The sequence below is a fragment of the Brevundimonas sp. genome (assembly GCF_046295075.1).
Taxonomy (GTDB): domain Bacteria; phylum Pseudomonadota; class Alphaproteobacteria; order Caulobacterales; family Caulobacteraceae; genus Brevundimonas.
Genome location: NZ_JBKBOC010000001.1, coordinates 362,899 through 376,337 on the forward strand (window position 1 = coordinate 362,899; position 13,439 = coordinate 376,337).

9 protein-coding genes are annotated in these 13,439 nt (G+C 67.4%); 6 read left to right on the forward strand and 3 right to left on the reverse strand.

What is annotated here, in order from left to right:
• The first annotated feature begins 132 nt into the window (after window positions 1-132).
• The 6 genes from ACK4MH_RS01840 (at window position 133) to ACK4MH_RS01865 (ending at window position 9,787) form a co-directional block, all read left to right on the forward strand.
• Entirely contained in the window at window positions 133-2,898 is a 2,766-nt protein-coding gene (locus ACK4MH_RS01840) for a TonB-dependent receptor (RefSeq protein WP_409713876.1), read from the forward strand.
• Between the two features lie 138 nt (window positions 2,899-3,036).
• Window positions 3,037-3,525, forward strand: coding sequence for an RNA polymerase sigma factor (locus tag ACK4MH_RS01845; protein WP_409713879.1), 489 nt, complete (start codon window positions 3,037-3,039; stop codon window positions 3,523-3,525).
• Between the two features lie 87 nt (window positions 3,526-3,612).
• Entirely contained in the window at window positions 3,613-4,602 is a 990-nt protein-coding gene (locus ACK4MH_RS01850) for a FecR family protein (protein ID WP_409713882.1), read from the forward strand.
• Window positions 4,603-4,674: 72 nt separating this feature from the next.
• Window positions 4,675-7,680 carry a TonB-dependent receptor gene (locus tag ACK4MH_RS01855; RefSeq protein ID WP_409713885.1) on the forward strand — a complete coding sequence of 1,002 codons (3,006 nt, stop codon included), beginning with the start codon at window positions 4,675-4,677 and terminating at the stop codon, window positions 7,678-7,680.
• A gap of 334 nt (window positions 7,681-8,014) precedes the next feature.
• Window positions 8,015-9,031 (forward strand): tRNA dihydrouridine(20/20a) synthase DusA, encoded by a 1,017-nt coding sequence (dusA, locus tag ACK4MH_RS01860; RefSeq protein ID WP_409713888.1) that lies wholly within the window; start codon window positions 8,015-8,017, stop codon window positions 9,029-9,031.
• Window positions 9,032-9,229: 198 nt separating this feature from the next.
• Complete coding sequence (locus tag ACK4MH_RS01865; RefSeq protein ID WP_409713891.1) at window positions 9,230-9,787, forward strand: 3D domain-containing protein; 558 nt, start codon at window positions 9,230-9,232, stop codon at window positions 9,785-9,787.
• A 73-nt stretch (window positions 9,788-9,860) separates the two neighbouring features.
• Here ACK4MH_RS01865 and ACK4MH_RS01870 read toward each other — a convergent pair whose 3' ends face one another.
• The 3 genes from ACK4MH_RS01870 to ACK4MH_RS01880 all read right to left on the reverse strand — a co-directional run bounded on the left by ACK4MH_RS01870 (window position 9,861) and on the right by ACK4MH_RS01880 (window position 13,267).
• The gene (locus tag ACK4MH_RS01870; protein WP_409713894.1) at window positions 9,861-10,757 is read right to left on the reverse strand and encodes a hypothetical protein; all 897 of its coding nucleotides are present in this window, start codon (window positions 10,755-10,757) and stop codon (window positions 9,861-9,863) included.
• An 80-nt stretch (window positions 10,758-10,837) separates the two neighbouring features.
• Window positions 10,838-11,161 carry an Mpo1-like protein gene (locus tag ACK4MH_RS01875; protein WP_409713897.1) on the reverse strand — a complete coding sequence of 108 codons (324 nt, stop codon included), beginning with the start codon at window positions 11,159-11,161 and terminating at the stop codon, window positions 10,838-10,840.
• 213 nt (window positions 11,162-11,374) lie between these two features.
• Window positions 11,375-13,267, reverse strand: a complete 1,893-nt coding sequence (locus ACK4MH_RS01880; protein WP_409713900.1) for a DEAD/DEAH box helicase — start codon at window positions 13,265-13,267, stop codon at window positions 11,375-11,377.
• Window positions 13,268-13,439: the final 172 nt, after the last annotated feature.

The window sequence follows — 13,439 nt, forward strand, 5'->3', positions numbered from 1 at the left end:
GAAATCGGCTGTCACACGCTGAGGGGCGGGGTGACGCCGTCGTTGAGGGCGGTAGATCGGCCGGCGTGACGCCATGGGCCGGTCGACGTGTTTCGCGGGTGAAACGCGTCAAGCTCTCTGGGGGTAGTCCAAATGAAGAACCGAATTCTCGGCACGACGGCGCTGGTCGTCGCGGCCGTCTCGCCATTCGCCGCCTTCGCGCAAACGGCCGATCAAGTCTCGGCGCAGACCCCGGCTCAGGCGGATGTGTCCCAGGTCGACGAGATCATCGTCACCGGCAGCTATCGCCGCAGCCTGGAAGAGGCCGTCGACATCAAGCGCAAGACGGTCGGCTTCTCCGACTCGATCGTGGCGACCGACGTGGCCAACTTCCCCGAGCAGAACCTGGCGGAGGCGCTGCAGCGCATCCCCGGCGTGACCATCGAACGCAACAGGGGCCTGGGCCAGCGCGTATCCGTGCGCGGCCTGCCCAGCGAGTTCACCTTCGTCTCCATCAACGGTTTGGCGACCGCCTCGGGCAGCGGCGGGCGCGACGTCGAGTTCGACATCTTCGCCTCGGAAATCATCCAGCAGGTCACGGTCCAGAAGTCCCCGCGCGCGGCGGACGAGGAAGGCGGCATCGCCGGTTCGGTCAATATCTCGACCGCGCGTCCGTTCGACTACGAGGGGCGTCGCGTCGTGGCGGCGGCCGAGGGTGCCTACAACTCCATCTCGGAAAAGACCGATCCGAAACTGTCCTTCCTGGCCAGCGACACCTGGGGCGACTGGGGCGCGCTGGTGTCCTTCTCGACCGCACGCCGGACCAACCGCACGGACTCGGAATCGGGCATCAACTTCCGTCCCCTGACGCGTTTCCTCAGCGCCAGCGGCACGCGAGGAACCCAGGCGCAGGCCGTGCTGGCGCGCGACGCCGGCGTCATCGTCCAGAACCGCGCCAACGCCGCCGAGACCGACCGCATCATCTTCCAGGACAAGGTCGGCGACCGGGCCTATCTGAACACTCAGGACCAGTGGGGCGGCTCACTTTCGCTGCAGTACCGGCCGTCGGCTGAGTTCAGCCTGGCGTTCGACGCCCTGATCGGCCGCTACGAGACCACTGAAGACCAGTATGATGCGGCGGCCTATTCGGCCTCCAGCCGTTCGACGCTGGAGACGATCCACGAGTACGACAAGACCACCTTGGCCGACTACGGCATGGTCGTGCTGCGTGATGTCTCCTACACGGCCACCCAGCACGAGATGCTCAGCAAGGAGCAGATCAACGAGACCGACTATCGCCAGTTCGGGACCGAGCTGAACTGGAGCGGCGACAGCTGGAAACTGCACGCCCTGGCCGGCTATTCCGGCGCCGAGAAGACGCTGGACTACTCGAACCTGAAGCACGTCGCCTATGCGCCGTCGCGGACGCGCTGGACCGCCGATGGCGGCGAGACGATCAAGAGCGCCAACCCCGCCTCGATCGACATGTACAACTCGCCTCAGAGCTATCTGTTCGAAGCCTATGAGACGTCGCTGGAACAGATCACCGACGACAAATATGCCGGCCAGATCGACTTCACCAAATACCTGGGCCTGGACTTCTTCCCGGCCCTGACCAGCGTCCAGTTCGGCGCGCGCTATACCGACAAGTCCAAGGAGCGTCAGTACGGCGCCCTGAACATCCAGGGGACCGGACCGGGTCGCGTCGACTATCTGAACCGTCCGATGTCGCAAAGCGAACTGACGCCGATCAGCGAACTGGTTCCCGGCGGCGCCTTCAGCATTCGCGATCTGAACTGGAGCCAGGTGTCGAACGACTATGCCCGTCGCACCTTCCGCTATGACGGCTTCTCCACGCCGTTCACGCCCGGCGACTACTACGAGGTGTCGGAAAAGGTCCTGTCGCTCTACGCCATGGCTGACCTGAACTTCGACATCGGTCCGGTGCCCGTCTCGGTCAACGGCGGGGCGCGTTATGTCGACACCGCGATCACCTCGTCGGGCTATCACCAGATCCAGAACCCGAACGGCACGACCGGCTTCACCCCCGCGCCGATTTCCAGCGACGGCGGCTATGACAAGGTCCTGCCCAGCCTGAACGTCACGGCCGAACTGACCGACAGCCTGGTGTTCCGCGCAGCGGCGTCCGAGACCCTGATCCGCCCGGCCCTGACCGATCTGGCCTACAAGCGCACGGCCAGCTTCAACTCGTTCCGCTTCACCGACGGCAACCCCAACCTGAAGCCGACCTACGCCAAACAGTGGGAAGTCGGGCTGGAGCAATATCTGGGCGACGGCGGCCTGCTGGCGGTCTCGTACTTCTGGAAGGAGATCGAGGGCGTGGTGCGTCAGGCCCTGACGGGCACCGTGCCGAACGTGACCAAATACAACGCCAACGGCACGATCGACGGCGTCTATACCTTCGACGTCTATCAGCCGATCAACGAGGCGGGCTCCTATGAGGTCAGCGGGGTCGAGCTGGTAGCCGTGGTGCCGTTTGGCCAGTTCTACGCGCCGCTGGAAGGGTTCGGGATCAACGCCAACTACACCGTTCTGGACAGCTCGCTGACCGGCACGTCGAAGCTGGGCATTCCCACCCCGCCGGTCGGCCTGGCCGACAACACCTACAACGTCACCCTCTTCTACGAGAACGCCCGGTTCCAGGCGCGCGCGTCCTACAACTTCAAGGACAAATACGTCGAAGCCATCGGCTACGAAATGTACCCAATCTGGCGCGAGGGTTACGGCCAGGTCGATCTGTCGGCCAGCTATCGCGTGACCGACGCCATCCAGATCAACCTGGAAGGCATCAACGTCACCGACGAGGCGACCAAGGGCTACACGATGGATCCGTCCTTCCCCACGATGTACGAAATGTCGGGACGCCGGATCAATCTTGGCCTGCGGATGGAGTTCTGATCCGTTCGTGGACCTGAACCCCTGCCCTGACTGTCAGGCGAGCGCGTGATCCCCGCGCGTTCGCCTCGCCGTGACGCCTCCTCCTGTTCAGGAGGGGGCGTCTTTGCGCGTGCGCCGGACACCGACATTGAGGCCGAGGTGAACCGTCTGCGGGCCGATCTGGTCGCCTATCTGCTGCGCAAGACCCGCGGCGCCGGCGACGCCGAGGACGTGGTTCAGGAGGCCTTCGTGCGCTTCCACCGCGCTGGCCACGATCTGAACAGCGCCGACGCCCGCCCCCTGCTGTTCGTCATCGCCCGCAACATCCAGCTCGACCGCTGGAAGGCCGACGGACGCGAGAGCGCCCGACGCAGCGCCCATGACATCCATGACCTGGACAAGGGCCCGCGCGCGATCGCCAGCGAGACGCCCGACGCCGAGACGGGCCTGATCCGCCGCCAGGACCTGGCCGCCGCCGCCGCTGTGATCCGGGCCCTGCCGCCCAAGACCCGCGACGCCTTCCTGCTGCACCGGTTCGAGGCCCTGACCTATCGCCAGATCGCCGGACGGCTGGGCGTCTCGGTCAGCATGGTCGAAAAACATATCGCCGAAGCCCTCCGTCAACTGAAGAAATCGCGGGGCGACTGAGGTGTCTCGCCGCTGGATCGTTGTGCTTTTTGAGGCGGGCCGCAAAGGCGACCTGCACCGCGCGTCTAAAAGGAAATCCCCACGCTGATGCTGGAGCGCCTGAACATCCTGATCGCCGCTCGTCCCAGGACGGCCGAGGCGTGGCTGGCCCGCATGGCGCGGCCGGGCTCGGGCGCGCGCGAACAGGCGGGCCTTATGGCGTGGCTGGAGGCCGATCCCGACCATCTGCTTCAGTATGAGCAGGCCAAGGCCGACCAGGCCGCGCTGGAGCCGTTGCGCAGCGCCTTCGCCGGCGATCTGGCGGCCCTGCGTCGCACCGAGCGCAAGTCGATGACGCGTCGCCCCCTGCTGGCGTCGGGTCTCGCCGTGGCGGCCGTCGCCGCCGCCGTCGTCCTGGTCCCGATGTGGAAAGGCGCCGAACAGGGTCGCCTCTACGAGGCGGCGCCCGGCCGGATCACCGACATCGCCCTGGACGACGGGTCGCGGGTGACGCTGGACGCCGGGTCCGCCATCCGCGTGAAACTGGGCGACGACGCGCGCCGTGCGACGCTGGAGCGCGGCGCGGCCTATTTCGAGGTGGCCCACAACGCCGCCCGCCCCTTCCAAGTGGCGGTCGGGGATCGTCGGGTGATCGTGACCGGCACACGCTTCGTCACGGCCCTGACCGGCGACGGCGCGCAGATATCGTTGTTGCAGGGTCGCGTCGCGGTCGGGACGCGCGACGCGACGGCCAAAGGTGCGCTGGACGGCGCCCTGACGCTGTCGCCGGGCGAACGCGCGGACTTCCAGCCGGGCAAGCCGGGCATCCGCAAGACCGCCGCCGACGTCGAGATGGCGACGGCCTGGCGCAAGCGTCGCCTGGTGTTCCAGGATGCGCCCCTGTCGGCCGTGGTCGCCGCCGTCGCCAGCTATTCGGACCATCCCCTGGTCCTGGCCGATCCTGCGCTGGGGCGCACCCGCGTGACGGTGATCCTGCCGCTTGAGGGCGAGGATGCGCTGGAGGCCCGGATGGCGGCTCTGCTGCCGATCCGCATCGTGCAGGACGAAGACGGCCGGCGGCTGATCCGCGCGGAGTGAGGCGGCCGTATCGCAGACCTGTCATGGGACTGCGCTAAGGGCTTCACGGAACATCTCCCCGAGGCTCGCTGTTTGAAACCGCCCGCTGCATCGCTGCCCGCCGGCGTGCGACGCAAGCCATGGCGCGTCGTCTGCGGGGTTGCGACCGTCGCCGTGATGTCTGCGCTGGCCCAGCCGGCCTTTGCACACCAGGCTTGGGCGCAGTCTGCATCGCGCGTACAGGCCTTCGACATCGCCGGCCAGGACGCCTCCTCCGCCCTGTTGCGCCTGTGCCTGGAGGCGGGGTGCGAACTGGCCTTCGTCCAACGGCCCGGCCGGGACGTGCGCACGCGCGCAGTCAACGGACGGATGAGCTGGCGCGCCGCCCTGGCGCGGATGCTGGAGGGGACCGACCTGCGCTATCGCTTCGTCGGATCGCGGGGCGTGCGCATCTGGGCCGTCGCCCCGAGCGTCCGACCTGCTGCCCCTCCCCCGCCGGAAACGACCGAACTGGAAGCCGTCGAGGTCGTCGGCCGCCTGTCGGATCGGATCGACGAGGCCTTGCGGCGCAAGCGCGACGCCGACGTGATCTCCGACGGCCTGTCGTCCGAACGGATCGGCGACCTGCCCTCCGCCAATCTGGCCGAGGCCCTGCAGCGCGTGCCGGGCGTGGCCATCGAACGCGAGGTCGGCGAGGGTCAGTTCGTCAGCGTGCGGGGTCTGGGGCCGCTGTTCCAGTCCGTGACCCTGAACGGCGCGCCTGTGGCCTTCAACGAGAACATCCGCAACTCGACCCAGAGCGGGCGGCAGTTCCGGTTTCGCGCCCTGTCCGTCGATCTGCTGGCGGGCGCGCGCCTGACCAAGTCCGCGACGGCGGACCTGACCGAGGGCGGCATCGGCTCCAACATCGACATCGAGACGGCCGGCGGGCTGGACGGCGACCCGTTTCTGACGCTGCGGCTGGGCGGCGAGACCACGACGCGGGACGGACGCATCAGCCCCGATCTGTCCGTCGGCGGACGATGGGTGTCGTCTAGCGGTTCCGCCGGCCTGGTCGCCGGTCTGTCGCAGGAACAGAGATCGGTCCGCTACGACCGGTTTCAGGTCATGCGCTATGGAGAGATCGTCGTGGACGGCCGCACCCTGGCGGTTCCCAACGACCTGCGCACCACGGTCGAAAGCGAGGATCGACGCCGCCGCAGCGGCTTCGTCGGCGCGGACTGGCAGGTCTCTCCCGACCTTCGCCTCGACCTCGACGCCTTGGTCTCGACCTTCGACAACGCCATACGTGAGGACCGGCTCGTGTTTGGCCTGGGCGAGCGACTGGCGGCGCCGGGGGCCATCCAGCGGGTTCAGGACGGGGTCGTCACGGCGGGCCGGATCGCCGCCGGCCGCATCGACAACAACACCGAGTTCTCGGACCAGTCGCACCTGAACGTCGCTGCCTCGCTGGGCGCCGAACTGCGACGCGGGAACTGGCGGCTGACCCCACGCCTCAGCGTCTCCAGCGCCCGTTCCGTGCTCGACACGCCGCTGGAGCGACTGTCGGCCCAGTCGCCGGAAGGCGTCGCCTACGCCTTCGATCTGGAGGGCGCCGCCGACGCCCGTCGAACGGACCGACTGACGACCGACTTCGACCTGCTTGATCCCTCCCGGCTCGTACTGGCTCAGTTGAACATCAGGGCGGTCCAGTCCCGCGACGAGGACGTGACCGCCGTCCTTGACGCCCGCCGCACCCTGGACCGAACCTGGGGCGGCCTTCGGCTTTCAGCCGTTCAGATGGGCGGCCAGTTCAGCACGCGCAGCCGCGATTATCAGCGCCGCGACCGACGCGCGGCCCTGCGCCCCGGCCAGGGCGACATCGCCTCACTCTATGACGGCGTCACGCCGGGAGACGTCTTTTCCGACCTGATCGCGGCGCGTCCCGGTCCGTGGATCACGCCGGCGTTCGACCGGCTGCGCGCCGCCTTCGTCCTGCCCGGCGAACGCGACGACGTGGTGTTTCGGCCGGACGACCTGACGGCGACCGGCTCGGACCTTCAGAACTCCTACGGCGTCGAGGAGCGGGTCGCCGCGGCCTATGTTCGGGCGGACTTCGACGGGCGCGGGGTCGGCCTGTCCTATTTCGGCAACGCCGGGCTGCGGCTAGTCGGGACGCGCACCCATGTGGAGGGCGCGCGCATGGCCGGCGTCGGCGGCGTGGCGCAGGTCACGCCCCTGACCCACGATGGCGAGGATGCGATCCTGTTGCCCAGCCTGAACCTGGCCTTCGACATCGCGGACGACGCCGTCGTGCGCCTGGCGGCGTCGCGCACCATAACCCGCCCATCCCTGGCCGACCTGCGCGCCTCGACGGTGCCCGCCAGCGTCCTGGTCTCGGCCATCTACCAATACGGGCAGGCGGCCGTCGACGACCCCCAACCGGGCGTCATCTTCAGCGGGATCGGCGGCAACCCCGAACTGACGCCCTATGTCTCGACCAATCTGGATTTGTCCTATGAGTTCACCGGCAGCCGGACCGGTTTCAGCCTGGCCCTGTTCCACAAGACGATCCGCGACTTCATCCAGGCGACATGGGCCGTCGAGACCCTGACGTTCGAGACCCGAGCCGGCGCGGCGGTCCAGGCGCCGGTCCTGATGTCGCGACCGCGCAATGTCGGCCAGGCCCGGATCGACGGGCTGGAGGCGGGCCTTCACCACCGGCTGGGCGGCGGACTGGGCGTCTGGGCCAGCGCCACCTTGACCGACAGCCGCCTGGCGGACGGCGAGCGCCTGACCGGCGTGTCGGACCTCTCCTGGTCGATCAATCCCTATCTGGAACGCGGCCCATTCGCGCTGAACCTGTCCTGGTCGTGGCGATCCGCCTTCCGTTCCGAGGCCGACCTGCAGGGCGGCGGCGTATCGGCCTTCATCGTCGGGCCCGCCGGCTATCTGGACGCCCAGGCCACCTACCGGATCGACGCCCGCACCCGCCTGTCCATCGCCGCCACCAATCTGACGGACACCCGCGACCTGGCCTACGAACGCACCCCCGCCCGCCTGCTCCAGATCGGCTCCGCCGGCCGACAGCTTTCGGTGGGGCTGGAGCTGAACTGGTAGAATGCTTCGGGCGCCACCATCACGAAATGTTCGATCAGCCCCGCCAACTCAATCCGCGCGGCGCGGGAAGCCTGCGGCCTCTCGCCTCGATCGATGGACGTTCCGCCTCGACCGCCCACGCCTTGGCGTCGTCGAACCGCAGGAAGGTCTCGCTCACAACGTATCCCTTACGCCGAACCTGGGCGCGCCACCGACCAGACCTTTGCTTGCGGATCGAAGCCATGTTTTGGGTGCAAAAAGAGTGCACTGAGTTGTCGTAGAAACGCGAAAACCGTCGAAAAAGCGCGTAAAGCGTCGGCAAACACCGTCCGACAACTCTCTGAACTTACAGAAAATGCTTTTAACTCAAGCGCGCACACTCTCCATCGCCCCGATGATGGACTGGACCGACCGGCATTGCCGGGCGTTTCACCGTGCGCTGACGACGCGGGCCTTGCTCTATACGGAGATGGTGACGGCGCCGGCGGTGTTGCATGGGGATCGCGAGCGGCTGCTGGGGTTCGATGCGCTGGAGCATCCGGTCGCGCTGCAACTGGGCGGGTCGGATCCGGCGCAGTTGGCTGAGGCGGCGAAGATCGGGCAGGCGTTCGGTTATGACGAGATCAATCTGAATGTCGGCTGCCCGTCGGACCGGGTCCAGTCGGGTAGGTTCGGCGCCTGTCTGATGCGGGAGCCGGAACTGGTGGCGGACTGTATGGCGGCGATCCGCGAGGCGGTCAACGTGCCCGCCACCGTCAAATGCCGCATCGGCGTAGACGATCAGGATCCGGCGATCAGCCTGTTCGCCACGGTGGACGCTTGCGCCGCTGTGGGGATCGAGGTCTTCGTCGTCCATGCGCGCAAGGCCTGGCTGAAGGGGCTCTCGCCCAAGGAGAACCGCGACGTGCCGCCGCTGGACTATGATCTGGTGCGCCGGCTGAAGCGCGAGCGGCCGCATCTGAATATCTCGATCAACGGCGGCATCGCCTCGATGGACGAGGCCAAGGCGCATCTGGACGACGCCGACGGGGTCAAGCTGGACGGGGTCATGCTGGGCCGCGCCGCCTATCACGAGCCGGCCATCCTGGGTCAGGCGGATCGTCGCCTGTATGGCGAGCCTGTCGCCGACACCGACGCCTTTGCGGCCTTGAACCGCTATAGGCCCTATATGGCCGCGCGGTTGGCCGAGGGGGTCGCCCTGCCCGCCATGGCGCGGCACATGCTGGGCCTGATGCACGGTCGCCCCGGCGCGCGCGCTTTCCGGCGCATCCTGACGGTCGAGGCGATCCAGCCCGGCGCCGGGCTGGAAGTGCTGGACCGCGCCGTCGAGGCCGTGCGCGAGGCCGAGGCCCGTCGCGACGAGGCAGCCTAGCCAGTCCTCATGGGACAATCACGGGCTTGCCGCATATCGCAAGCTGGGGATAGATAGATCAGGAAAAACAGCGCGTTAACCTAGCAACAAATCGTAACCTACGGCGCACGGGACGATTTGGCCGCTTTCTCGCCACAAGTTAACGCGACAAGGTGGGCGCCGGCGGCGTTGGGAGCCGGTGTCTCCTGAGCAAAACTCATGATCGGCGCTTCCGCTGCTATCGCCATGCTTTGGGCCGCCGTGTCGTCTGTGACGAGCGGGCCTGTCCCCTACAATGATGTCGTAGCGGCGGATGAAGTCAGGGTTGAAACCCCTGCCGCCACCGTCGGTTCCGCCGAAATCGAAACCGCTCTGAACGCCGAACAGGCCGAGTTGATGGCCTCCGATCCCGACTGGCGCGCATCAGCGCGCCTGTATCATGCAGGCGGCGGCGGCGCCACGGGCAACGATTCGCTCGGTTGCCGTCCGATCGCCATGCGCACCGTCGCGGTCGATCCCCGCGTGATCCCGCGCCGCACCAAGCTTTTCATCCGTGAGACAGTCGGCCTGCGTATGGCCGACGGCACGATCCACGACGGCTACTGGTATGCCTCCGACACCGGCGGCGCGATCAAGGGTCAGAAGATCGACCTCTACACCGGCCACGGACGCGGTTCGATGAGCCAGGCGCAACGGCTGAACATGCGCACCCTGACCATCGCCGACGCCGGCCGTTTCGACGGCTGCCCCCCGGCCTGGACCACCGCCTCCAACTAACGCGATGCGGAAATGAAAACGCCGGCTGACCGCGATGGTCAGCCGGCGTTTTCGTGTCTGCGCCTGAGCGCGATCAGTCCATCTCGGACACTTCCAGCGTCGATTGCACCATCGAGTCGTCATAAGTGCCGACCCAGATGTCGTAGCGACCGCTCTGCGGATTGGTGATCGTGACCTTGGGGTTCAGATCGCCGCCGCTGTCGTCGTCGCAATAGAAGCGGCCGTTCGGCGTATTGATCAACAGGGTGGTGTCCTCCTCCGCCCGCACGCGGAACGTCAGGTCGGAATCGCCTGGCTCGAAGAAGATCTGAATGTCGGGGGCCGCGCTGACCGAGCCTTCGCAGCCCGACTTGGCGGCCGAGGCGGGCGTCGAACCGCCGGCCAGGATCGACTTGATCCAGGGATCGGGCGTGAAGCCGCCGCGCAGATTGGCCGTGCCGTAGTTGGGCTCCAGGCTGATGTCCGGGCCGCCGCCACTCGAATCGTCGCCATCCATGCCGACGCGCTCTGTGACCGACAGGGTCGAATCGACCATGCTGTCGCCATAGGTTCCGACCCAGATATCGTAACGGCCGCTTTGAGGGCCGTCGATCGTGACCTCAGGATCCAGATCTCCGCCGCTGTCGTCGTCGCAATACCAGTCGCCGCCCGGCGTATTGACCAGCAGCGTCGTATCCTCCGACGCCACGGCCTTGAACGTCAGGTCCAGCGCGCCCGCCTCGTAAGTGACCTGAAAATCGGGCGCTGCGCTGACATTGCCCTCGCAACCGGACTTGGCGCGAGAGGCCGGGATCGAACCGCCGGCGCGTATGGCCTTGGTGTAGGGATCGGGCTCGAACCCGGCCGAGAGGTCGACCGTGCCGTAGTTGGGATCCAGGTTGAAGTCGGGCCTCGCTTCGCCCTTCTGCGCCAGGCTGACGCCCGGCGCGAACAGGACCGAGGCGGCGGCGACGATGGCGATGGATTTCATGAGCGCTCCCTCCAGCAGCGGCGAACCGCCGCAGGGGCAGACTAGTCGGTTTCAAATAACCGCGCAGCTTGAAATGCGGATCAGAAGCGACGCTTGCCCGACACCGTCTCGAAGAACAGGCGGAAGTCGCCCATCAGGCTCCACAGCGGATATTTGAACGTCGCGGGCCGGTTCTTCTCGAAGAAGAAATGCCCCACCCAGGCGAAGCCGTATCCGATCAGCGGCATGGCCAGCAGCCACCAGGGATTCCACGTCACAAGGAAGACCCCGAACGCCAGGATCACCAGGCCGGTGCCGACGACGTGGATGCGCCTGCACGTCCGGTTCGAATGTTCGTGGATGTAATAGGGATAGAAGGCCTGGAACGAGGCGTATCGTTCTTGGGGTGCCGACGGCGTGGTCATGGATGGAGGGTGCGCCCGCACGACGCGGGTGGCAAGTCCGCCAATCCTCCCCCGCCTGCGGGGGAGGGGGACCGCGAAGCGGTGGAGGGGGCGACCGCAGCACAGTCGCTCAATGTCCGGACGCGAAGTCCCGCGCAAACGCCGCAGACGTATCCGCCCCCTCCACCACGCTACGCGCGGTCCCCCTCCCCCGTTTCACGGGTGAGGATCAGATCAGCCCTTCGGCTTGCCCTTGAAGCCGTCCTTCTTGAAGTTCGGCTTGCCCTGGAAGGCCTTCTTGGCGAACGGCTTGTCAGCCGCGGCGTTCGAGCGCGGGTTGCCGCCGCCATCCGCCTTGGGCGCCCAGGGCTTCTTGAAGGCCGGACGGGCATCGCCGCCGTCGGCGCGTTTGTAGGGGGTCTTCTTGAACGGACGGTCGCCCTCGTCGCGACGCGGCTTACCTTCGTAACGACCGGCCTTCATCGAACCCGGCGTCGGGGCTTCCGACGGCGTGATCTTGACCTCGTCCTTGGACGCGGCGACGGCTTCGCGGAAGGCCTTCTCGTGGGTCTTGGCGACCTCGAACCGGGTCTCGTCGGGGAAGGTGCGGATGGCGCCGATCTGGGGCTTGGTGATGCCGCCGATGCGGCAGATCAGCGGGATGAGCCATTTGGGGTCGGCGTTCTTGTTGCGGCCCACGTCCAGGCGGAACCAGACCACGTCGTCCGAACCCAGGCGGTCGCCGGGCCAGGGTTGGGCGGCCGTGCCGTCTTCGTTGCGCACGGTGCGTTCGCGCTTGACGGGGCTGCGATCCGAGCCCGGATCGGACAGTTCTTCCGGCGCCGGCTGTTCCTTGCGCAGCAGACGCACCAGGGCGGCGGCGATCTCGTCGGGCGTGCGCTCGGCGATCATCCGCTTGGCGACGATCATGTCCTCGTCGGAGACCTCAGCCTCGAAGAACTCGGGCGACAGTAGACGGCCTTCATCGGCCTTGCGGATTTCGTCGAAGGTCGGCGCGCCGGACCAGACGGCGTCAATGCCGGCGTCGTCCATCAGACGCTCGGCCTTGCGGCGGCGCGAGTGCGGCACCAGCATCACGGAGACGCCCTTCTTGCCCGCCCGGCCCGTCCGGCCCGAACGGTGCAGCAGGCCGGCGCGGTTCATCGGCAGTTCGGCGTGGATGACCAGGCCCAGGTCCGGCAGGTCCAGACCGCGCGCGGCCACGTCGGTGGCGACGCAGACGCGGGCGCGGCCGTCACGCAGCGCCTGCAGGGCGTCGGTGCGTTCGCGCTGACCCATTTCGCCCGACAGGGACACGGTCGAGAAGCCGCGCTCCAGCAGCGAGGCCTGGAGGTGGCGCACCGAATCCCGCGTCGAGCAGAAGACCATGGCGCGCGGCATCTCGTACCAGCGCAGGGTGTTGACCACCGCGTGCTCGATCTCGTTGGGGGCGATGCGATAGGCGCGATATTCGATGTCGGCGTGCTGGCGCGTCTTGTCGGTGGCGTCGATCCGCACCGCGTCCTTCTGGTAGCGCTTGGCCAGGGTGACGATCTCGCGCGCGATGGTCGCCGAGAACAGCAGGGTGCGGCGTTCGGCCGGCGCCTGGTCCAGGATGTGCTCCAGATCCTCGCGGAAGCCCATGTCCAGCATCTCGTCGGCCTCGTCCAGGACGGCGACCTTCAGCTCGGACAGATCCAGGTTGCCCCGGTCGATATGGTCCTTCAGGCGGCCGGGCGTGCCGACGACGATATGGACGCCGAAGCTCAAGGCGCGGGCTTCACGACGCGCATCCATGCCGCCGACGCAGGTGGCGATCTTGGCGCCGGAGTCGGCGTACAACCAGGTCAGCTCGGCCGCGACCTGCATGGCCAGTTCCCGCGTCGGCGCGATGGCCAGGCACAGCGGCGCGCCGCCGGGGCCGAAGATCGGCTTGTCGCCCAGCAGGGTCGGGGCGGCGGCCAGGCCGAAGGCGACGGTCTTGCCCGAGCCCGTCTGCGCCGAGACCAGCAAGTCGCGTTCGGCGTATTCGACTTCCAGGACGGCGGCCTGAACCGGGGTGGGTTCGGCATAGCCCTTGTTGATCAGGGCGCGGTCGAGCGCGGGATGGACGGCGGGAAAGGGCATAGGGAACCTGGGCAAACGGACAAGGGCGGTCGTTGAAACGACCGCGCCCGGCCGAGGTCAGACCTCAGGCCGGGCGAATGATGGCGCTCTATACACGAAAAAGGGCGCAAGCGGGGCAGAAAACGGCGTTCACCCTGTTCCTTCAGGCGACGTTGACCTGAAAGACGCAGTC

Coding starts and splice junctions, on each gene's coding strand:
- ACK4MH_RS01840 (WP_409713876.1), top strand. CDS start 133: ATGAAGAACCGAATTCTCGGCACGACGGCGCTGGTCGTCGCGGCCGTC.
- ACK4MH_RS01850 (WP_409713882.1), top strand. CDS start 3,613: ATGCTGGAGCGCCTGAACATCCTGATCGCCGCTCGTCCCAGGACGGCC.
- dusA (WP_409713888.1), top strand. CDS start 8,015: ATGCTTTTAACTCAAGCGCGCACACTCTCCATCGCCCCGATGATGGAC.
- ACK4MH_RS01865 (WP_409713891.1), top strand. CDS start 9,230: ATGATCGGCGCTTCCGCTGCTATCGCCATGCTTTGGGCCGCCGTGTCG.
- ACK4MH_RS01870 (WP_409713894.1), bottom strand. CDS start 10,757: ATGAAATCCATCGCCATCGTCGCCGCCGCCTCGGTCCTGTTCGCGCCG.
- ACK4MH_RS01875 (WP_409713897.1), bottom strand. CDS start 11,161: ATGACCACGCCGTCGGCACCCCAAGAACGATACGCCTCGTTCCAGGCC.
- ACK4MH_RS01880 (WP_409713900.1), bottom strand. CDS start 13,267: ATGCCCTTTCCCGCCGTCCATCCCGCGCTCGACCGCGCCCTGATCAAC.